This window comes from Rhodococcus sp. NPDC077669 (assembly GCF_040686915.1).
Lineage (GTDB): Bacteria > Actinomycetota > Actinomycetes > Mycobacteriales > Mycobacteriaceae > Rhodococcoides > Rhodococcoides fascians.
In genome coordinates this window covers 192,385-213,111 of sequence record NZ_JBFBMD010000003.1, presented here as the reverse complement: position 1 = coordinate 213,111, position 20,727 = coordinate 192,385, and the positions used below count along the sequence as shown (strand labels likewise).

Annotated in this window: 25 protein-coding genes; 10 read left to right on the top strand and 15 right to left on the bottom strand. The window is 63.2% G+C overall.

The genetic code is table 11. From position 1 onward, the window contains the following. Positions 1-98: 98 nt before the first annotated feature. Both AB0P23_RS05430 and AB0P23_RS05425 read right to left on the bottom strand, forming a co-directional pair. Positions 99-1,319 (bottom strand): pyridoxal phosphate-dependent aminotransferase, encoded by a 1,221-nt coding sequence (locus tag AB0P23_RS05430; protein ID WP_032373451.1) that lies wholly within the window; start codon positions 1,317-1,319, stop codon positions 99-101. Then, positions 1,316-2,257, bottom strand: coding sequence for a DMT family transporter (locus AB0P23_RS05425; protein WP_032400974.1), 942 nt, complete (start codon positions 2,255-2,257; stop codon positions 1,316-1,318). The genes AB0P23_RS05430 and AB0P23_RS05425 overlap by 4 nt, the downstream gene beginning before the upstream one ends. On the opposite strand from AB0P23_RS05425, the gene AB0P23_RS05420 reads away from it, so the two are divergent. After that, positions 2,256-3,650 (top strand): PLP-dependent aminotransferase family protein, encoded by a 1,395-nt coding sequence (locus AB0P23_RS05420; RefSeq protein WP_032382391.1) that lies wholly within the window; start codon positions 2,256-2,258, stop codon positions 3,648-3,650. The genes AB0P23_RS05425 and AB0P23_RS05420 overlap by 2 nt on opposite strands. On the opposite strand, the gene AB0P23_RS05415 is transcribed toward AB0P23_RS05420, so the two are convergent. Next, positions 3,643-3,918: a PLD nuclease N-terminal domain-containing protein gene (locus AB0P23_RS05415; protein WP_027495096.1), complete on the bottom strand. Its 276-nt coding sequence runs from the start codon at positions 3,916-3,918 to the stop codon at positions 3,643-3,645. The genes AB0P23_RS05420 and AB0P23_RS05415 overlap by 8 nt on opposite strands. Positions 3,919-4,099: 181 nt before the next feature. On the opposite strand from AB0P23_RS05415, the gene AB0P23_RS05410 reads away from it, so the two are divergent. Continuing rightward, a complete protein-coding gene (locus tag AB0P23_RS05410) occupies positions 4,100-4,723 on the top strand; it encodes a hypothetical protein (protein ID WP_363796972.1) in 624 nt (207 codons plus the stop codon). Here the strand turns inward: AB0P23_RS05410 and AB0P23_RS05405 are convergent. Then, the gene (locus AB0P23_RS05405) at positions 4,707-5,222 is read right to left on the bottom strand and encodes an HD domain-containing protein (protein ID WP_283541979.1); all 516 of its coding nucleotides are present in this window, start codon (positions 5,220-5,222) and stop codon (positions 4,707-4,709) included. The genes AB0P23_RS05410 and AB0P23_RS05405 overlap by 17 nt on opposite strands. Positions 5,223-5,361: 139 nt before the next feature. After that, positions 5,362-5,982, bottom strand: coding sequence for a TetR/AcrR family transcriptional regulator (locus tag AB0P23_RS05400; protein WP_363796970.1), 621 nt, complete (start codon positions 5,980-5,982; stop codon positions 5,362-5,364). Positions 5,983-6,112: 130 nt separating this feature from the next. On the opposite strand from AB0P23_RS05400, the gene AB0P23_RS05395 reads away from it, so the two are divergent. Together AB0P23_RS05395 and AB0P23_RS05390 are read left to right on the top strand one after the other, a co-directional pair. Beyond that, on the top strand, positions 6,113-6,472 hold the full coding sequence (locus AB0P23_RS05395) for a PaaI family thioesterase (protein ID WP_363796968.1): 360 nt from the start codon (positions 6,113-6,115) through the stop codon (positions 6,470-6,472). A gap of 39 nt (positions 6,473-6,511) precedes the next feature. Next, on the top strand, positions 6,512-6,973 hold the full coding sequence (locus tag AB0P23_RS05390; RefSeq protein WP_222097429.1) for a DUF6194 family protein: 462 nt from the start codon (positions 6,512-6,514) through the stop codon (positions 6,971-6,973). Here AB0P23_RS05390 and AB0P23_RS05385 read toward each other — a convergent pair whose 3' ends face one another. Genes AB0P23_RS05385 through AB0P23_RS05375 form a run of 3 tightly spaced genes read right to left on the bottom strand, consistent with a single transcriptional unit; the run spans position 6,974 to position 9,207 of the window. Beyond that, entirely contained in the window at positions 6,974-7,885 is a 912-nt protein-coding gene (locus AB0P23_RS05385; RefSeq protein ID WP_363796966.1) for a transketolase, read from the bottom strand. Further along, positions 7,886-8,566: a thiamine pyrophosphate-dependent enzyme gene (locus AB0P23_RS05380; protein WP_222097430.1), complete on the bottom strand. Its 681-nt coding sequence runs from the start codon at positions 8,564-8,566 to the stop codon at positions 7,886-7,888. It abuts the gene before it with no gap. Positions 8,567-8,613: 47 nt separating this feature from the next. Next, the gene (locus AB0P23_RS05375; protein ID WP_222090567.1) at positions 8,614-9,207 is read right to left on the bottom strand and encodes a TIGR03086 family metal-binding protein; all 594 of its coding nucleotides are present in this window, start codon (positions 9,205-9,207) and stop codon (positions 8,614-8,616) included. A 103-nt stretch (positions 9,208-9,310) separates the two neighbouring features. On the opposite strand from AB0P23_RS05375, the gene AB0P23_RS05370 reads away from it, so the two are divergent. The 6 genes from AB0P23_RS05370 (at position 9,311) to AB0P23_RS05345 (ending at position 14,118) form a co-directional block, all read left to right on the top strand. Next, positions 9,311-10,243 (top strand): YafY family protein, encoded by a 933-nt coding sequence (locus AB0P23_RS05370; protein WP_363796963.1) that lies wholly within the window; start codon positions 9,311-9,313, stop codon positions 10,241-10,243. A gap of 29 nt (positions 10,244-10,272) precedes the next feature. Next, positions 10,273-10,695 carry a VOC family protein gene (locus tag AB0P23_RS05365; protein ID WP_052061295.1) on the top strand — a complete coding sequence of 141 codons (423 nt, stop codon included), beginning with the start codon at positions 10,273-10,275 and terminating at the stop codon, positions 10,693-10,695. Beyond that, positions 10,692-11,033, top strand: a complete 342-nt coding sequence (locus AB0P23_RS05360) for a hypothetical protein (protein WP_032407926.1) — start codon at positions 10,692-10,694, stop codon at positions 11,031-11,033. Before AB0P23_RS05365 ends, AB0P23_RS05360 begins: the two co-directional genes overlap by 4 nt. A 14-nt stretch (positions 11,034-11,047) precedes the next feature. After that, on the top strand, positions 11,048-11,527 hold the full coding sequence (locus AB0P23_RS05355; RefSeq protein ID WP_206498470.1) for a GNAT family N-acetyltransferase: 480 nt from the start codon (positions 11,048-11,050) through the stop codon (positions 11,525-11,527). A gap of 107 nt (positions 11,528-11,634) precedes the next feature. Beyond that, a complete protein-coding gene (locus tag AB0P23_RS05350; protein WP_027495086.1) occupies positions 11,635-11,919 on the top strand; it encodes a DUF1490 family protein in 285 nt (94 codons plus the stop codon). A gap of 18 nt (positions 11,920-11,937) precedes the next feature. Continuing rightward, complete coding sequence (locus AB0P23_RS05345; RefSeq protein WP_052061294.1) at positions 11,938-14,118, top strand: cation-translocating P-type ATPase; 2,181 nt, start codon at positions 11,938-11,940, stop codon at positions 14,116-14,118. 46 nt (positions 14,119-14,164) lie between these two features. On the opposite strand, the gene AB0P23_RS05340 is transcribed toward AB0P23_RS05345, so the two are convergent. The 7 genes from AB0P23_RS05340 to rpsF form a co-directional block, all read right to left on the bottom strand. Then, positions 14,165-14,422, bottom strand: a complete 258-nt coding sequence (locus AB0P23_RS05340; RefSeq protein ID WP_094716203.1) for a DUF3297 family protein — start codon at positions 14,420-14,422, stop codon at positions 14,165-14,167. A gap of 89 nt (positions 14,423-14,511) precedes the next feature. After that, positions 14,512-15,906, bottom strand: coding sequence for a replicative DNA helicase (gene dnaB / locus AB0P23_RS05335; RefSeq protein ID WP_027495083.1), 1,395 nt, complete (start codon positions 15,904-15,906; stop codon positions 14,512-14,514). A 523-nt stretch (positions 15,907-16,429) separates the two neighbouring features. Further along, complete coding sequence (locus tag AB0P23_RS05330; RefSeq protein WP_283542037.1) at positions 16,430-18,634, bottom strand: bifunctional SulP family inorganic anion transporter/carbonic anhydrase; 2,205 nt, start codon at positions 18,632-18,634, stop codon at positions 16,430-16,432. A 303-nt stretch (positions 18,635-18,937) separates the two neighbouring features. Beyond that, on the bottom strand, positions 18,938-19,393 hold the full coding sequence (gene rplI / locus AB0P23_RS05325; protein WP_027495081.1) for a 50S ribosomal protein L9: 456 nt from the start codon (positions 19,391-19,393) through the stop codon (positions 18,938-18,940). A 15-nt stretch (positions 19,394-19,408) separates the two neighbouring features. Next, positions 19,409-19,651: a 30S ribosomal protein S18 gene (gene rpsR / locus AB0P23_RS05320; protein WP_027495080.1), complete on the bottom strand. Its 243-nt coding sequence runs from the start codon at positions 19,649-19,651 to the stop codon at positions 19,409-19,411. A gap of 42 nt (positions 19,652-19,693) precedes the next feature. Continuing rightward, positions 19,694-20,239, bottom strand: coding sequence for a single-stranded DNA-binding protein (locus AB0P23_RS05315; RefSeq protein WP_027495079.1), 546 nt, complete (start codon positions 20,237-20,239; stop codon positions 19,694-19,696). Positions 20,240-20,296: 57 nt separating this feature from the next. Beyond that, a complete protein-coding gene (gene rpsF, locus AB0P23_RS05310) occupies positions 20,297-20,584 on the bottom strand; it encodes a 30S ribosomal protein S6 (RefSeq protein ID WP_008711385.1) in 288 nt (95 codons plus the stop codon). Positions 20,585-20,727 lie beyond the last annotated feature (143 nt).

Here is a 20,727-nt window from a genome sequence, read left to right as displayed (position 1 = left end):
AAAGGCCGTGCAGCAGAGCGATACGCGGGTTCATCTGCGCGAATACGCCCTTGCCGAGCGCCCGCACGGACTTAAAATCAGCTCGAGCAGAATCGGTTCTACTGCGAGTACGAACTCATGAAGTTGCCGAGCCGCTCTAGTGCGGTCGAGAGATCGTCCACGTTGGGCAGGGTGACGAGCCGGAAGTGGTCGGGCACATCCCAATTGAACGCTCGACCGTGACTGACCAGGATTTTCTCGGATTCGAGCAGGTCGAGGACGAACTTCTCGTCGTCGACGATGCCGAAACGGTCGGTGTCGAGCTTGGGGAACATGTACAGCGCGCCCGCAGCCTGCACACAGCTGATCCCGTCGATGGAGTTCAGCATTCGATGCGCCAGATCCCGCTGCGCGGTCAACCGACCCGTCGGCAGCAGAAGGTCCTCGATCGATTGACGGCCGCCGAGCGCCGTCTGTATTGCATGTTGTGCAGGCACATTCGCGCACATGCGCATGTTGGACAGCAACGTGATGCCCTCGGTGAAGCTCGCCGCACGGCGTCGTGGACCGGTGATCGCCAGCCACCCGGCACGGAATCCACACACTCGGTAGGCCTTCGACAACCCCGAATAGGTCAGGCACAGCACATCTTTGCCAGTGAGGGTTGCGAGATTGGTCATCTCGGAACCGTCGTACACGATCTTCTCGTAGATCTCGTCGGCGAGCAGAATCAGATCGTGCTCGCGCGCGAGGTCGACGAAACGCTGCAGAACGTCGCGTGAGTACACCGCGCCGGTGGGGTTGTTGGGATTGATCACGACGATGGCCCGGGTACGGGTGGTGATCTTCGATTCCAGATCCTCGAAGTCCGGAGCCCAGTCCTGAGCCTCGTCTGCCAAGTAATGGACCGGTGTGCCTCCGGCGAGAGCCACCGAGCCCGTCCACAGCGGGTAGTCGGGGGAGGGGATCAGCACCTCGTCCTCGGGGTTGCACAGCGCCTGCATCGTCATGGTGATCAGCTCGGAGACCCCGTTGCCCAGGTAGACGTCGCCGACGTCGAGGTCGCCCAGGCCCTTGGTCTGGTAGTACTGCACCACCGCGGTGCGCGCCGAGAACAGGCCCCGCGAGTCGGAATATCCCTGCGCGGTAGGCAGATTGCGAATCATCGCCATCATGATCTCGTCGGGTGCCTCGAAACCGAACGGGGCCGGGTTACCCACGTTGAGGCGCAGGATCTTGTGCCCCTGCTCCTCGAGTTCCTCGGTCTTGTCCAGGATGCGGCCACGAATGTCGTAGCGAACATTCTCGAGCTTGCGTGCCTGATCGATCGATCGCGTCATGACGAAAGTTCCTCCTGTCGAACGGACGGCGACATCCGAGTTCGGACCGCCACTGTTGCACATACGATGACCGCTGCTCCACCCACGACCACCGGCCACGTCAGTCCCTCGTGGAGCAGGATCGCGGCCCAGCAGATCGTCAGCACCGGCTGAACGAGCTGCACCTGGCTCACGCTCGACATCGGACCGATGGCCAACCCCCGATACCAGGCGAAGAACCCCAGATACATACTCACGACGGCCAGATAGGCGAACGCAGCCCACTCCGAGACGCCTCCGCTCGTGGGTTGATGCCACCACGCGAACGCCGTCATCGCTCCGGTCACCGGAACGGAGACGACAAGCGCCCACGAGACCGTCTGCCACGCTCCCAGTTCACGCGCAAGCAGCCCGCCCTCCGCGTATCCCACCGCGGCCGCCACGACGGCTCCGAGGAGAAGCAGATCCGACCACCCCAGTCCGGCGACCTCGCCGCCCTGCACGGCCGCGAATCCGACAGCGACCGCAGCACCCATGGCCGCAACCAACCAGAACATCGGCCGGACGCGTTGCCGCTCGCGGACGACGGCGAAGGCCGCGGTCGCAGCCGGCAGAAGCGCGATGACGACGGCACTGTGGCCGGCGGAGGCGGTGGTCAGAGCGAACGACGTGAGCACGGGGAAACCGATGACGACCCCGGCCGCGATGACACCCAGTCGAACCCATTGCCGTCCGCGTGGCAACCGTTGCGAGGTCAGGGCCAGGGCGGCAGCAGCGAGGGCCGCGGCGACGACGGCGCGTCCGGACCCGACGAACAGCGGCGACAGGCCACCGGTCACGGCGATCCGAGTCAGCGGCACGGTGAACGAGAACGCCGTGACACCCGCCAGTCCCCACAAGAGGCCGGCTCGGGATAGCAGTCCCGGCGCAGGCTGGGTAGCGCTACTATGCTGTGTCATGTCCGACGATAGCAGTTCCCGGATCGTGTCTGCACTGCGAACCTGGATCGCAACCGCCCCGCCCGAGGCGAAGCTGCCATCCACTCGGGCGCTGGTGGCCCAGCATTCGGCCAGCCCTGTGACGGTGCAGAAAGCACTGCGCACTCTCATGTCGCAGGGTGTCATCGAAACACGGCCTGGCGTCGGAACATTCGTCAAGACCGTGCACACGGCCCGCCCGAACGACTACGGGTGGCAGACTGCCGCGCTCGGTGCACCCGGAAACAGATTGCAACTCCCCGCCGCACTGCAGTCCACGTCGAGTGACGTGATCGCTCTGCATTCCGGTTACCCGGCCCGAGAGCTGTTGCCGGAGCGACTCGTTCACGCTGCTTTCACCCGAGCCTCACGCACCGACGCAGTGGTTGCCCGGCCGCCCACCGCAGGTCTGCCCGAGCTTCGAGCTTGGTTCGCCGCGGAACTGGGCGCTTCCACCCCGCTGGGTATCACACCGCCCTCGGCCAGCGACGTGGTCATCATCCCGGGCAGCCAGACCGGCCTGAGCACGGCCTTTCGAGCGCTCGTCGGTGCGGGACGCCCACTTCTCATGGAATCACCGACGTACTGGGGAGCAATTCTGGCGGCAACGCAGGCGGGCGTTCGCGTGGTCCCGGTCCCCACCGGGGTCGACGGACCCGACCCGGACGCGCTGGAGCAGGCATTCGCCGAGTCCGGCGCGCGGGCGTTCTACGCTCAACCGACCTTCGCCAGCCCCACCGGAGCGCAGTGGTCTCCGGACCTGTCCGAACGTGTGCTCGACATCGTTCGACGACACGGCGCGTTCCTGATCGAGGACGACTCCGCCCACGATTTCGGCATCACCGCCGAACCCAGCCCATTGGCCGCACGAGACGACGGCGGACATGTGGTGTACCTGCGTTCGCTGACCAAGGTCGTATCACCGTCGATTCGATTGGCAGGCTTGATCGCTCGTGGCCCGGCCCACGAACGTATCCTCGCCGACACGGGAGCCGAATCGATGTACGTCAGCGGCATCCTGCAAACCGTCGCTCTCGATGTCGTCACCCAACCCGCCTGGCGCACACACCTACGACGCCTACGCACGCAACTCGAAGCTCGTCGAGACCTATTGGCCCACAGCCTGATCGAGTTCGCTCCTCGCGGGCATCTCGACCGGATCCCCCGGGGCGGACTCAATCTGTGGATGCGCCTGCGTGACGACATCGACCTGGAAGACGTTGTGCACAAATGCAAATTGGCGGGTGTCATCGTCGGTGCGGGAGACGATTACTTCCCGGCCGAACCCACCGGCAAGTTCCTGCGGTTGAACTACGCGGGCTCGAACGCCGGTGAGTTCCCGGATGCGGCACGCACGATCGGATCGGTCATCTGAGACTGTTCGACGCTTCGACGGCGAACGTCGAGGTGCGGCCCCATACGAACCAGACCAGAGGCCCGAGAAACGGAAACGCGAGCACGACGAAGATCCACACCGCACGGCCTGCGACACTGTAATTGGGTGAGCGAAGGATGCTGACGAGCGCGGCGACGAACAGAACGACCGCGCCGAGCACTGCCACCAAGACGATGGTTCCCAGCCCGAACCCGAGTACCTGCTCGGTGGTCGAGTGTTGTTGTGAAAGTAGTACTGCGGCGTGCATGACGGTTCCTCTGCTGTGCTTGTTCTTCGCTGTTTCGTTGACGACCACAACGCTATGGACCCGAACGTTCCTGCACATCGGTCTGCACGTGTATCTCGTCGTACATCGGACGATGTAGGCCTACCGCCGGAGTCTTCGCGCAGTTACCGTGGTGCGGACGTATACGACCTGGGGGGGACTTGTGCAGACCGTCAAGAACGACTACACGACGTGGAGGGCCCTGGGGCCGGGCGGCTTACCGGCCAACGTCGGTGGGTGGTTGATCGCCACCGCGCTACGACCGTTGTCCAGACGTGACCTTATGACCGTCGCCGGCGCGTCGCCCGCAGGCCGGCACTGGCACCTCGAACCGCGCCGAGGACCACGGCCGACGATCGCCCCGTACCCGATTCCACATCGCCAGCTCACCGACCGTGCTACGCCCGTACTGACAGACAGGATCACCGGCGCAGTTACTACCGAAGCGCGCACGAACAATCGATACCACCTGGCGCGCAGCCACTTCGAGAGGCGAGGGGACGCGCTGTATCTGACGGATGTTACCGCTGCTGCACCGTGGATTTCGCGAACCAACGGCGAGATACTCCACGTCCACGAGACCGAAGGATCGATGCACGTCGTCATGCAGCCCGACGATGCTCAGACCGTCATCTCCGCGGGCTGGGGTGAGCTACACCCCCTCGCCGGACGCCCTGGCCTCGGACTTCCCGAAACCTACGTCTTCCTCTACGCACCGAGAGATTCCGACGACGCGGATCGAATCGAACAGATCATCCATCGCGCAACAGCTACTTCGACGATATGACCCTGCGCTCCAGGGGGTTCGCCTTCATCGCCGGGTACATTCCTGAGCGCCACAAGGTCGCAGCCGTCGACTGCGGTCTCCTTCTCGATTCGATCTTCATCCTGGATGCGAAGTCTGCGGCGAAACCTTCTCGCGTATAGCTGGATTCGATGACATCCACGCAGTGCGGATCGAGGTCTCGAATCCGACGGCCACTGACGTCCATGTGCCTGGCTATAGTCTCGTGGACGATCTGCGCCGTTCGGTCGTCGCCTTCGTGTCGGCGGACGAACTCTTCGGCTCTCCCGGCTCCGATCACCGCAAAACATCCAGCCACCGGGTTCTGTTCTGCGCCGAGAGCTATGTCGTGCAACAGGCACGCGACGTACAGCGCCTCCCGATCCGGCCGTAGACCGTCGATGACCGCAAACGCCGAGGCGTACTGCCAGCACCGCACGCTGTGCATCAACATAGGCTCGCTGAGGCACCCTCTGGCCTCCTCCAGTGCTTCCCGGCACAACCGTGAATCCGGAGCATCGACTGTGTGCCATGCGGAACCCGCCGAACGTCGCCGGGGACCGAGCACAGTAGCGGGCAACATCGCGAGTTGTTCTCGCACAGCAGCTGCCACTATTCGCGCACGATGACCTGCGCTCAGCTCACCGGGTTTCATCGGGTGTTCCCTTCAGGTGGCGGAGCATATCCGCCCGCGTGATCGCGAGCATGGCGTCGAGCATGGATCGATCGACGATGCGTCGTTGATGCAGTGACACAGCACCGTTCATCGCCGCCCAGGCATTCAGAACCAATGCACGGGGGACGACGTCGGTACCGGCGTCCTCCACCGCTCGCGTCACCGAATCGATGAGTTCTCCGAGTGCTGTGTCGATCCTGTTCTTCGCCTCGCCGACCGATGCGGACTCGGACTTGTCCACATCCGTCAGCGCCAGCAGTCGCAGCGCCAATGGATCGTCGCGGTGGAACGCGATGTAGCGATCGAGGAACTCGGCAACGACGTGCGCAGATTCGACCGCAGCGGTGGGGGCAGTCATTTGCTCAGCGTGGCTCTGGGCGGTTCGCCACGCGAGAGCGGCGTAGATGTCCACCTTGCCGGCGGGGAAGTTTGCGTAGATCGAACTCACCGCCACATCGGCTGCAGTGGACAGCATCTCGATCGTCGTTGCCCGATATCCGTGGCGTAGGAAGAGCGAACGAGCGCCGTCGAGCACCGCAGTGTGTGTTCGACGCTTCCGCTTGTCGGTGGGGGTATCCAAGACCATAACTTTATCGTACTCTGATTCCGATATCGGAAGCCAATTACGATAGAGGGGTAGCGATGACAGCCAACGAAGTACTGGCACCGGACAGCGGCAGCGCGGCGATGACCATGTTCTCCCGCAATCACCGTTCGTGCAGCAACTGGGCATCGAGCTGGTCGACATCGACGAGGGCACAGCTCGACTGCGGCTGCCGTACCGCGACGAGCTGTCCACCGTCGGCCGGATGCTGCACGGCGGCGTGATCGCCGGCTGTATCGATATCGGGATCATGACCGCAGCATGGGCCGGATCCGAAGTGCCCGAGAAGCTTCGGGGCGTCACGGTCTCCATGTCTGTGCAGTTCATGGAACCGGTATATGCCGAGGGTGTCGACATCGTCGGTACTCGGATGCACGCGGGTCGGAGCCTGAAGACGTGTCGAGTCGACATCGTCGGGACCGAATCCGGCCGCCTCGTCGCAACCGGCACGGGAACCTACAAAGTCGGCTGAACTCTGGGCAGAGACCGCAGGACATGTGACGATCGATGAATGACACTCGATGACATCGTGAATCTGGTCGGCAGCTTCGACGGCACGTTGGCGCAGCGGCCTCGGGAGGGTGATGGGACTCCGGAACTCGCATGGGGCGATGTGTTCTTCTACTACTCGCCGGACGGAACTGTTCCGTCGTCCACCCAGCCGTTCGCGACCATCGTGACGAAGAACTATCCGGGAGACGAGTTGTCCCGGCTGGACCGGCCCGACGCGTTCCGTGTCAATGTCATTGCAGGAAAGCAGGAGTTCGAGCGGCTATTGGGAGTGCCCCCACGCGAAGCAGCCCACGCACCCCAGGCCGATACCGACGACACCCTTGCCGCCCACCCTCAGTACGGCACTGCGGGCTGGTTGTCGGTGGTCAACCCGTCTTCGCAGACCGAATCGCAGATCGGGGAACTCCTCGAATCTGCGTACAGCGTCACCAAGGACAGGTACGAGCGCCGCCGACACTGATCACTCGAAGAAGTCGTCCATCGATCGGGATAGTCCTTCGATGTCGAGGCCGTTGGCTCGGTCGTGTTGGGCCACCGTTCCGTACTTCCTACGCTCTCCAGGCTCCACCCCGATCCCCAGTACGCGATGCCGTATGTCTGCCATCGCTCGATCGATCTGCGGCACAGAGGTTCCCGCGAGATAGGGCTCGACGATCATGATGTCCGGCGCAGTCAGCGTTTCTCGAAGAGTCGTACCGTCGAAGGGCCTGATCGTCGACGCGTGCATCACGGTGACGTCACGTCCACTGGCCGCGGCCAGGACCCGGTCCGTCATCGGACCGACCGAGATCACAGTGCCCGAATTACCCTGTTGCAGAACGGTCATCGAACCTCCGGGTCGACCGTACGAGTGATCGTTCGAGACGCCGTCAAACCTGATGTAAACGCGGTCGTCGGATGCAGCGGCACCGCGCAGCATCCATTCGACCTCGTCGACGTGCCCGGGCACGTGCACCGTCCACCCGTCCAGGGTGTCCAGCAGTGCGACATCGCGTTGGCCGAAGTGCGTCTCACCGCCTTGCGGCCACCCGTAGGAGCCGCCCGAGCTGACCAGGATCGCGCCGACATCCTGATGTCCCAGATCGAGTTTCACCTGCTCGAAGGGTCGCTCGATCAGAAACGGTGGAAAGGTGTGCACGATCGGACGCATTCCGGCGAGCGACATACCGCCTGCGACACCGATCATCGCCTGCTCTCGAATACCCACGTTGACCACACGCGATCGGATGTCAGGAGTGAGGTTCGGTTCGAGATAGGCAGCGCCGATCTCGGCCAATACCAGCACAATTCGCTGGTCCTGCGCCAACAGCTCCGGCACCAGCCGGTAAAAGAATTCGCGTTGATCCGCAGTCCTGTTCATCGTCGACGTCACTCAGTTCTCCTTCTTCTCCACGTGGGCGACCACCACATGCGGCCGGTCGCCGCGATCGATGCGAAACGCCTGCCGGAGCGCACTGTGGTCCCTCCCGTCGACGTCGGAGGTCGACCACCCCTCGACGGCGAAGCGCGACGCGATGCCGCCGGGCCAACCCAGACCAGCCGAATCGTTGTCGATCACCACGGTGGTCAAGTTGCCCAGCTGCGATCGGCCGGCGAATTGGATGGCTTCCATGTTGCTTCCCTCGTCGAGCTCGGCGTCACCGATCAGTACGAACACCTGAGCCGGGCTTCGCTGAATCTGAAGCGCCACAGCAGTTCCGGCCGCCAACGCCACACCATGGCCGAGTGATCCCGAACCGATGTCGACCCCGGGAATCAGCGTGCGGTCCGGATGATTGCCCAGCGGTGAGTGGTAGCTGCCGAACGAAGCAAGCTCGTTCGGCGTCAGAAAGCCCCGTGCAGCGAGCACTGCGTAGTACGCCATCGGGCCGTGCCCCTTGGAGAGGTAGAACCTGTCGCGATCGGGATCGTCGGGCTGCGCCGCGTCGAGACGAAGAATGTCGGAGTACAGCACCCACAGCACGTCGAGCGTGGATGTGGCGCTGGCACCGTGCTTTTCGTCGCCGGTCATCAGCGTCATGAGTTGAGGCAACTCTTCGAAAGTCATCTGCATGGGACCACCCTGCAACCTCGAGTGCACTCGAGGTCAAGAGCGACGTACTACACCCAACCGTCCGACGACCGTCCCGCGAAGTTCGCCAGGCGTTCCAACGGCCCTGCCTCGGAACGGGGTTCCACGATGGGCCCGAAGGGGACTCCTGGAACCCGACTCTCCGCCGGCAGCAGTGCTCGAAGTTCCACGGCGACCGGATCGACGAGAGCCGGGTCGGCGTGGGCCGGTTGTCCTGTCGCAACGGCAAGATCCCATCCGTGCACCAGTAACTCCCGCGCATATCCCCACACAGCCGATCGCCCCGGTACCTCACCCCACGGGACCGCGACCGGGGCATCGAGCAATGCATCGTCGGCCCACGCGGCACGGGCTTGCGTCACCGACGTGTCGAAGGATGCGGCGTCATGATCGGAGCACAAGGGCGACACAGAGTCCGGACTCCCGAGTTCGGCGATCGCAATCAGCCTTCGGACCGTGGCAACGAGATGCCCTGCGAGCGTCCGAACATCGAACTCGTCGCACGGAGTGGGAAGGTCCAGTTGGTCGGCGCGCACGCCGGTGAGCAGACCGCTCACCCATGCGGCGGACGTGAAGTACACCTCGCGCGGATCCGTCTGCTGCGTGGTCTCGATGGTGTTCATTGTCGATCCTTCCGTTTCGCGGCCACCGGGTGTGGCCTGCTGGGTAGAAGTAGATCGGGTGAACATGACATCTTCTGTCATGTATTGGTGAGAGACTTTTCGGGTGCGCGCAGACCGGTTGTTGTCCATCGTCATGCTGCTCCAACATCGGGGCAGACTGAACGCTGCCGACATTGCCGCCCAGCTCGAAGTATCCACGCGCACCGTGTTGCGTGACATCGAAGCGTTGTCTTCGGCGGGCATTCCGGTCTACACCGATCGCGGTCGCGGTGGTGGCATCAGTCTGCTGCAGGGCTATCGCACCGAGCTGACCGGTCTGACGGCCGCCGAGGCGACGGCATTGCTCACTTCCGGCGCGGGACGCGTCGCCACCCCGGCGTTCGCAAGCGCCATGCGCAAGGTGATCGCCGCGATACCCGACGCTCACCGAGCAGCGGCAAGCACTGCGTCACAACGAATCCTGGTACGCCCCGACGGTTTCGCGTATCCCCACGAACCGGAAGAACATCTGGTGGAACTCCAACGGGTCGTCATAGACGGTGTGCGGATAAGAATCACGTATCGCGATCGCAGCGGTTCGATGAACGATCGAATCCTTGACCCAATCGGGCTCGTCTACGCCGGCGATCACTGGTACCTACTCGCCGGGCGTGACGGCACCGAACGTGTCTACCGGGTATCGCGGATCGAAGAACTGACTGTGCTCGACGAGCAGGCTCACCGCGCTTCCACCGTGGACCTGGAGGCCGCCTTCACCGCACACTGGAAGTCGTTCCGTGCGAGTTTGGTCGAGACCGAAATCACCTGCACAGTCGAGGAATCAGCGTGGCTTTCGTTGTCCAAGAACGTAGTACGAGTCATTGACGAGAGGATCCATCACGACGGAAAGCGACTGGTAGTGATCGTGTTCTCCGGACACAATCACGCCCTCGGTGCACTGTGGAACTGCGGACCCGGCGTAGAAGTTCTGCAGCCCACAGCAATCCGGGAGGAACTAGCTGCTCGGGCATTCGAGACCTACGAGCTGTACAGGTGAGGATTCCAGCACGTCCGTATTCTCCTGACATGCCGATTTCACATCTCGCTGTCGCAGGGACATCCGTCGACTGCGCAGACCCAGGAGAACTTGCACAGTTCTACCTGGCGCTCCTTGGAGGCGAGGTGCTGTGGGACAACGACGACAGTGCCGCAGTACAAACGATGTCAGGTGTTCGCATCGTCGCGCAGAAAGTCGAGAGTTATCGACCACCCGTCTGGCCCTCGGCGGCGATCGTGCACCTCGACTTGGACGCCGGCGGACGTCTCTCCGAAGCCGTCGCATACGCACTGGACTGCGGCGCGACGGAAGCGCTCGACCAGCCCGATCTCCGATGGAGGGTGCTGCTGGACCCGGCCGGTCATCCCTTCTGCATCACCACGGAAGTCTGGGACGACGGAGACGCTGACGCATTGTCCGAACAGGGCTGCGATGACACGATGGACCGATGAACGCCCGTCAGCGACCGTGGACTCGATATCTGTTGGTCATCTGGCTTACGTGCATCTCCTTCCTGGTCATTTCCGACGTGTTGACCGAGCCGTCCATCTGGACCTGGATCAAGTTGGCTCTACTGGCCATGGCCGTGCCCTGGTTCCTGTACCGGTATTGGCGTCCCGCGCCTGTCTGCACCGTACAAAAGATCGGCCCCGAGTCCGTACCCGCCGAGGACGTCGACGCCGTTGTCGACGAACACGGGCGCACCGTCAAGGCCATTCGCTCGCTGCGTGAACTACATCCCGGCCTCGGCTTGGGTGACGCGAAGAACCTGGTTCGACCTGAACTCTGACGAAGGAACGGGCGATGATGGACATGGACGGTACACACGTAGTTCGTGACCGGGACGGCTTCGACGAGGCCGCAACACTGCTGGTCGACTTCAATCGCGAATACGACGACCCTGCACCCGAACCGAATTGGCTTGCAACGCATCTCGATCGACTGGTGCAGTCCGGTGATACCAGCGTGCTGACGTTCGGGTCTCCCGCGATCGGGGTGGCGGTCCTTCGATTTCGCATCGGAACGTGGAGCTCGAACATCGAGGCTTACCTGGCCGAGTTCTACGTTCAGCCCAGCCAGCGCGGAAAGGGCTACGGCACGACGTTTCTCGACGACGTCATCGAGCACGTCCGCAGCCGTGGCGCGACCTACCTCGATCTGAACACCTCGGAGGACGACGAGGCAGCTCGACACGTGTACGAGAAACGCGGATTCGACTGCCACGAGGGACGCGGAAGCGGCCCCAAGGCTCTGTACTACGAACTCGAACTCGAACTCGAATGATCGGTTGTCGTAGAAGAAGTCCGAAACGTCCAGGAATCGCCACAGCCCGAGAAAACGAATACGATTGCCAATAACAGCGGTCCCGATCGATCCCGAGGAGTTCAATCATGGCGTTTCCGATCATCGTCGCGAAGGCAGTATCGACGGTCGTGACGGGTGCAGTCGGCGTCGCCGCATACAACGGTGCCAAGAAGCTGTACGAGAAGGCCCCCGTCCGCAAGGCTGCGGTGTCGGCCACCGAACTCGGTCTGCGCGCAGCGCGCAAGGCCGAGGTTCACGCGGAATCGGCCCGACTGGCCGTGTCCGACGTCGTCGCCGAGGCCCGGGACCGGATCGGTGAAGAGGTTCAGCCGCCCACGGCCTCCGATGCAGGCCACGGCCACGCGCACTGACCGGGACTGCTTCCGATTATGACGACCCTCGCCCAACGCCCCCTCGACATCGACGCGACGCAGGCAGACGGCATCGAGATCCTCTCAGACGCCGCCGGCCGTATGCGCCTCCGCGTCGACTGGCTCCGCTCGAGCCCGGGCCGTGCCGTTGCGGTCGAGGACCACGTGGACAAGATCCGCGGAGTGCGCGCCGTTCATGCGTACCCGCGGACGGCGTCGGTCGTCATCTGGTACTCCCGCACACGCATCGACAGGGCCGAACTCTTCGACGCGGTGAATGCGGGGCGCTCGACGAATTGGGCCCTGGTACCGGTCCGTAGTCCGCGCTCAGCTGACGTCACCAGCGGCGACGTGCTGCGGATGACTATCGGCGGCGCGGCACTGGTCCTTCTCGGTCTTCGCCGCTACGCGTTCCGTCGGCCGCCCATCCTCGGCCCCACCAGCCGTCTCGTTGCCACCGGCGCAACGATCTTCACCGGCTACCCGTTTCTCAAGGGAGCCGTGCGCTCGCTTGCCGGCAACAGGACGGCAGGAACCGACGCGCTCGTCAGCGCCGCAACCGTGGCCAGCCTCGTGCTGCGCGAGAACGTCGTCGCCCTCACCGTGCTGTGGCTCCTGAACATCGGCGAGTACCTGCAGGAATTGACCCTCAAGCGAACTCGACGCGCGATCTCCGATTTGCTGACCGGCACACAGGACACCGCCTGGATCAGGCTGCCCGACGGCTCCGAGATCTCCGTCGACGTCGATCGACTCGAGATCGGCGACGAGGTCGTCGTGCACGACCACGTGGGCGTTCCCGTCGACGGCACCGTGGTCGACGGTGACGCAGTGGTGGATCAGTCCGCGATCACCGGCGAAACCTTGCCGGTATCGATCGTCGCCGGAGACCGTATTCATGCGGGATCCGTCGTCGTCCGTGGCCGCCTCGTCGTGCGTGCCTCCGCCGTCGGTCGCGACACCACGATCGGCCGCATCATCTCTCGCGTCGAGGAGGCGCAGGAAGATCGTGCACCGATTCAGACTGTAGGAGAGAACTTTTCACGACGCTTCGTCCCCGCGTCCTTCATCCTGTCGGCGCTGACTCTCGTCGTCACCCGGGATGTACGACGTGCCATGACGATGCTGCTCGTGGCGTGCCCGTGCGCGGTGGGGTTGTCCACGCCGACCGCCATCAGCGCAGCCATCGGAAACGGTGCTCGCAGAGGCATTCTCATCAAGGGCGGATCTCACCTCGAACAGGCCGGCAGGGTCGACGCCTTCGTGTTCGACAAGACCGGAACCCTGACGGTGGGACGGCCCGTGGTGACCAATGTCGTGTCCTTCCAGGACGACTGGGAACCGGAGCAGGTGCTGGCCTACGCGGCGAGCTCCGAGATCCACTCGCGACATCCTTTGGCAGAAGCTGTCATTCGGAGTACCGAGGAACGACACATCGTCATCCCGCCGCACGAGGAGTGCGAGGTGATCGTCGGACTCGGCATGCGGACGGTCGCAGACGGACGGACGCTGCTCCTGGGCAGTCCATCCCTGCTGCGCAGCGAGAACGTCGCGGTGTCCGAGGATGCGCAGCAATGGGTTTCGCGGCTGCAGGACGAGGCCGAGACTCCGCTGCTGTTGGCCGTCGACGGCGTACTCGTCGGCTTGATCAGTCTCCGCGACGAAGTCCGTACCAACGCATCCGCCGTTCTGAACGCGCTTCGAGCCGATGGTGTCGAACGCATCATCATGCTCACCGGCGACCACCCGAAGACAGCGGCGGCGGTCGCCGCGGAACTCGGCATCACCGAGTGGCGGGCCGAAGTGATGCCCGACGAAAAGCTCGAAGCCGTCCGAGAACTGCAGGACGCAGGTTACGTCGTGGCGATGGTCGGTGACGGCACCAACGATGCTCCTGCGTTGGCCGTCGCCGATATCGGAATCGCAATGGGATTGGCGGGCACCGACGTTGCCGTCGAGACCGCGGACGTGGCACTGGCAAGCGACGACTTGTCGCGTCTGCTCGACGTACGTGACCTCGGCCGGCACTCGGTGTCGGTCATCCGTCAGAACTACGGAATGTCCATCGCCGTCAACGCTCTCGGCTTGGCGGTCAGCGCCGGTGGTGCGCTGTCCCCAGTGCTGGCGGCAATCTTGCACAACGCCTCGTCGGTCGCGGTGGTCGGCAACAGTTCGCGATTGATCCGATACCGACTCTGATCAGTAGGTACCGAACGCCAGGGCGAGGTGTCCGGTACCTACTTCGCTATTTTGCGTCGCGGAAGTACGGTTCGACCGTGCCCTTGAGCTTGACGAGCATGGGGTTTCCGTAGCGATCCTTCGCGGTCGGGACCTCGACACGCACCCAACCCTCGGACACGTTGTATTCGCGAATGCTCGTCTTCTCGACGCCGTTGAAGCGAATGCCCACGTCGCGGCGAAGAACCTCTTCGTTGTAGAAGCGGCTGCTCGGATCGATCGAGAGATGATTCGGTGGAACGTCTGCGTTCTGGTCCTCGGGCATGATTACTTTCGTCGATGTGCTGCGTTGGGTGCTGGGGTCTGAACCCCATGAAGAATACGCGACGTAGCGTTGGACCAGCGCCGCTGTCCCTAGCCCCGTGCCATGTCCACGAATCGGGACAGGTGCAGCTGGTGCGCCACAGTGATTGTCGCCGTCGGACCGTTACGGTGCTTGCCGAGGATCAGGTCGGCCTCACCGCCGCGGGGGTCGTCTCGCTCGATGGCGTCGGGGCGGTGCAGCAGAATCACCATGTCGGCGTCCTGCTCCAGTGAGCCGGACTCACGGAGGTCCGAGACCATCGGCTTTTTGTCGGTTCGCTGCTCGGGACCACGGTTGAGCTGGCAGACCGCGACCACCGGGCATTCGAGTTCCTTGGCCAACAGCTTGAGCTGACGGGAGAAGTCCGAGACCTCCTGCTGACGCGACTCGACCTTCTTGCCGGACGACATCAGCTGAAGGTAGTCCACCACAATGAGTTTCAGGCCGTTGCGCTGCTTCAGGCGTCGCGCCTTGGCTCGAATTTCCATCATCGTCAGGTTGGGCGAATCGTCGACGAAAAGCGGTGCTTCGCTGATCTCGCTCATGCGACGGGCCAGCTTGGTCCAGTCGTCGTCGGTCATCTTTCCTGAACGCATGTCGCCGAGCTTGATCTTCGCTTCCGCGGACAGCAGACGCATGACGATCTCGGTGCGACTCATCTCCAGAGAGAAGATGACACTGGGCATACCGTGCTTGATGGAGCACGAACGCATGAAATCCATACTTAGGGTAGACTTACCAACGCCGGGCCTCGCCGCGACGATAATCATCTGACCAGGGTGAAGGCCGTTGGTGATCTCGTCGAGTTCGGCGAATCCCGTCGGCACGCCGAGGGAGATGCCGCCGCGGCTGGCGATGGAGTCGATTTCGTCCATCGTGGGCTGCAGCAACTCTTCGAGGGGGAGGAAGTCCTCGGAGGTGCGTCGCTCGGTGACCTCGTACACCTCTGCCTGTGCGCGGTCGACGACCTCGGCGACGTCCTGACCGTCGGCTCCGGCGTAACCGAACTGCACGATGCGGGTACCGGCTTGCACGAGCCGCCGGAGAATGGACTTCTCCGCCACGATCTCGGCGTAGTACCCGGCGTTGGCGGCGGTGGGCGTCGTCTGAGTCAGCGTGATCAGGTACGGCGGGCCGCCGATGCGCTTGAGCTCGCCGCGGCGATCCAGCTCGGCCGAGACGGTCACCGGGTCGGCAGGCTCACCGCGGCTGTAGAGGTCGAGAATAGCGTCGTAGACGTTCTGGTGTGCCGGCCGGTAGAAGTCGCCCGGACGGAGCACCTCGAGCACGTCGGCGATGGCATCCTTGCTCAGCAGCATGCCGCCCAACACGGACTGTTCGGCGGCCATGTCCTGTGGCGGCTGTCGCCCGAAGTCTTCGCCCGGACCTTCGCTGGAGGAGGAGCCGGAGTAGTCGGACTGTCCTCGATCGTCCACAACTGCCACGCGAACCGGCCGTCCTCTCCCCATAGTCCGAGCACGGCCGGATAACACCCGGACGTGCGGTCAAGCAAGTTCTACCCCCGGGCACCGACAGGTCCTGTCCGGTACCGGATCCGCGCTGCCCCGGCACCGTTCGACGGCATCGAGAGAGACGCTGGAGGGACGTTAAGCGGTATCGCCAGGAGTCACAACACAGGCTGTGGATGGATCTGTGGATGAAATGTGGACGAGGTTGAACAACGGTGTTGACCGTCTGGGGATAACCTGGGTATAACTTTTGGACTTTGCACCATTCCCGCACGTCAAGGCGTGTACATAAAGTTTTTTGCCTGTGCATCGTTCTGGGGGCGGCGTGTCGGCCGAATTGACAACTCGGGCGTGTTGAGTAAATGCCGAGTGAACTCCGTGGTGAAGTACGTCACACCGGCTGGAAATTGGCACCGAAAAAGTCTTAATGCTGGTTTTCGGGCCGAAGGGCCCGATCCCCGTCGGGAATCGGGCCCTCGTACGTCGCTCGAACAGGCCGTCAGAGATCGGCCTTCTGCGGGCACAGCGCCGGGTCGAGAACCGTGATCTCCTTCGTACCGATCTGCAGCACCCGGGCCGACGGGATGTCGAAGAAGAGACCGGTGATCCGCAGACGACCCTCCGCGTTCGCGCGTCCCACCACCCGGTGACGGGTCAACGTCTGCAGCTGCACCGCGACATTGACCATCGCGAGCTGGTCGGCCTCGCCGAAGCCCAGCTCCGCCGCTTGGCGGCCCACCGCGTGCCCACTGCGGAACGCGTCCAGGCTGGCCCTTCCGTGCCCGAGCCACTCGGCCACCGACGGGTCGGCGGCGTTCTCCGCCCCGCCGAGAATCGCCTTCATGGCACCGCAACCGGAATGGCCACACACGACAACCGACGACGTACCCACTTCGTCGACGCCGAAGGCAAGGGCTGCCTCCACCGAGCAATCCTGACCTTGGGTGGGAATCATGTTGCCGACGTTGCGCACGGTGAACAGGTCACCGGGGCCGCTGCTGGTGATCGTGTTCGGCATGACGCGTGAGTCGACGCAGCAGAGGAACAGCGTGTCCGGGTCCTGAGACTCGGTCAGACCTTCCAGGTGCGGACGAATGTTGGGGGCATGAGTGCGGTGGTATTCGGCCACTCCGCTCAACACCGGACGCAGAGCGGCAGGCGAATCCTCCTGCGTGTCGTCGCTCTTGAGCTGCCACGCCCGCCACGGTGCCAACGAGCTACGCACCGTGGCAGATCCGCGCCTCGGTGGCCCTTCGGTGGCCGCAGCCATCGACGCCGTGCCCACCTCCTCGACGCGCACGGAACCACCGGTCGCCTCGTGTTGGCGGACCCACTCGTTCAACGCGTCGTGCACAGCATGGTCGAGGAAGTCGACTCCGAGATGGACCGTGACCGACGTGCCTGCGGGCACCGTGGCCAACACACGAGTCAGTCGCGGCAGCGCGAGGAAGCTCAGCGAGCCCTCCATCGTCACCCGCCAGGTTCCGTCGACCGTTTCCTCGGCCCGAATCTTCGCCAGCACCACGCGTCGCAGAACCAGGATGATCGAGAGCGCCAGGCCGATCAGCACTCCCTCGAGCAGGTTGAGCGCCACGACACCCAGCACCGTGACTGCGTAGACAGCGATGTCACCGGTCTTGTTCGCGATCTTGATGTCGGCCAGTTTGATGAGCTGCACACCGATCATCACGAGCAACCCGGCGAGCGCCGCGAAGGGCACGAGCTCGACGATCGAAATGAACAGCACCGAGAAGATCAGGATCCACACGCCGTGCAGAATCGCCGACGCACGAGACTTGGCACCGACCTTGACGTTGGTCGCGCTACGCACGATGACGCCGGTGATCGGCAGGCCACCGATGGCACCGGAGGCCATGTTGCCCGCACCCTGCGCCATCAATTCGCGGTCGAAGTTGGTGCGCTCACCGCTGTGCATCTTGTCGACGGCCACAGCGGACAGCAGGCTCTCGACGCTGGCGATCAGCGCGATGGTGATGACACCGGTGGCGAATGCGCCCCACTGACCGTCGGGCATGATCGGGAAGCTCAGAGACTGGATGAGGTTGCCCGGCAACTCGATTCGCTCGACGTCGAGCGAGAAGAAGATCGAGACCGCGGTTGCGGTGACCACTGCAACCAGTGCCGCAGGCACTTTGGAGACCTTGGCCATCACACTGGACACGCCGGCCAGTCGCGGCCACGAGAACATCAGCACGACGACGATGCCGCCGACGACGATGGACGGCCATTGGCCGTCGGCCACGGAACGCGGAATGGCGAGCAGGTTCTGCACCGCGGAGCTTTCGGACTCTCCACCGAGCAGCACGTGAATCTGTTGCAGCGCAATGGTTATACCGATGCCGGCGAGCATCGCGTGAACGACCACCGGCGAAATGGCAAGTGCACTACGAGCAATGCGGCTCATGCCCAGCAGAACCTGGACGAGGCCGGCCAACACCGTGATGGCACATGTTGTGGCCCAACCGAATTGGTTGACCAACTCGGCGACCACCACAGTCAGACCCGCAGCCGGACCACTGACCTGCAACGGCGATCCGCCGAGAATACCGGCGAGAATGCCGCCGACCACAGCGGCAATGAGGCCGGCCATGATGGGAGCGCCGGAGGCGACAGCGATACCGATCGAAAGTGGCACTGCCACAAGGAAAACGACCAGCGAGGCCGGTAGGTCGTACTTGATTATCGACCCGACCCGAGACGGCGGCTCGGATCGGGTCTTCGGACTGGGTTCTGAATCGTGCTCTGCTGTCGTTGTCACGGCAGTTCCTCCGGGCGTCTAGGCGTCAGGTCGGTCGATCGTGTTCCGGCTTGGAATGTCGCCCCCAAGTAAAGGGTACGCAAACCTCGGCCGAAGGTGGCACCGAGAGAGATCCTTCACAATTTGGAAACCGTTGTGACAGTTGAATTTTGTGAGATGGCACGAAAAAACCCCACGAACCGAAGTTCGTGGGGTTTCTTGCAGCCGTTTCGGGCCGAAAGCTGAAAATCAGCTTCCGACGACCTCCAGCTTGAACTTGGCGGTCACGTCGGGATGCAGGTTCACGACGATGTCGTGCTTGCCCGTGCTCTTGACGTGAGCCTTCGGCAGATCGATGCTGCGCTTGTCGACGACCGGTCCACCGGCAGCCTTGAGTGCAGAAGCGACGTCCGACGCGGTGACCGAGCCGAACAGCTTGCCCGAGTCGCCGGCAGTCTTGACAGACAGCGTGACGGACTCGAGGCCCTCGATGGCCTGCTTGAGCTCGTTGGCGTGCTCGAGGCCGCGAACGGCCCGAGCTTCCTGAGCGCGGCGAATGCCGTCGACCTGCTTCTGAGCTCCACGGGTGGCCTGGATGGCCAATCCGCGGGGCAGCAGGAAGTTACGGCCGTAGCCGTCCTTGACCTCTACGGTGTCGCCAGGCGCACCGAGGTTGTCCACATCAGCGGTGAGGATCAGTTTCATACCAATCGCCCCTTTCTATCGAGCCGTCGCGGCGTAAGGCAGCAGCGCTACCTCACGCGAGTTCTTCACGGCAACGGCCACGTCACGCTGATGCTGGACGCAGTTGCCGGTGACACGGCGAGCACGGATCTTTCCGCGATCGCTGACGTACTTACGCAGCAACGTCGTGTCCTTGTAATCGATCGCCGTGTTCTTTTCCTTGCAGAAGGAACACGCCTTCTTCTTGAGCACCTTGTCGCGCAATGGCGGTTTGGGCATGGGTCTTTCTCCGTTACATCTGGTTGTTCTCGATCGAAGGATCTAGAACGGTGGCTCTTCGTCTCCGCCACGTCCGCCGAAGGAGCCCGACGCCGCCGGGGCACTGCCCCAGGGATCGTCTCCACCGGAACCGGAGTTGGACGAGGAGTTCGAGCGGCCGCCGCCCGATCCGCCGGAGGAACCCGAGCCGGAGTTGAAGCCGCCTCCGCCGCCACCTCCACCGCGATTGGCCTTGTTGACCTTTGCGGTGGCGTAGCGAAGTGAAGGTCCGATCTCGTCGACTTCGAGCTCGACGACTGTCCGCTTCTCACCCTCGCGCGTCTCGTACGAACGCTGCCGCAGCCGTCCGCTCACGATCACTCGTGAGCCTCGGGTCAGACTCTCGGCAACGTTCTCCGCTGCCTCGCGCCAGATGTTGCAGCGCATGAAGAGCGCGTCGCCGTCTTTCCATTCGTTCGTCTGACGATCGAATGTGCGCGGGGTGGATGCAACCGTGAAGTTGGCAACTGCCGCACCGGCGGGGGTGAATCGAAGTTCTGGATCAGCCGTCAAGTTTCCGATGACGGTGATGACGGTCTCGCCTGCCATGGTTCCTCTTTCAGTAGTAAGCGTTGTGAGTGCCAGCCTAGGGCCGGACACCGACAATTACTTGCCCTGTCGCAGGACCTTCGTACGCAACACGGACTCGTTGAGTCCGAGCTGACGATCCAGCTCGCTGACGGTGGCAGGCTCGGCGTTGAGGTTCACAACGGCGTAGATGCCCTCGGCATGCTTGAGGATCTCGTAAGCCAGACGACGCTTGCCCCATACATCGACCTTGTCGACGGTGCCGCCATCCTTGCGAACGACGTTGAGGAACGTATCGAGCGACGGAGCGACAGTGCGCTCGTCCAGATTGGGGTCGAGAATGACCATCAATTCGTAATGACGCATAAGACCTCATCACCTCCTGTGGACTAGTGAAAACGGCCACGGACTATCCGTGGCAGGAGGGTCGTTGCGTCAGCAACCCCTCGAAGATACACGACAGGGCCCTGACCTGCTAATTCCCTCTGGGCGCACAGTCGGGCATTCGC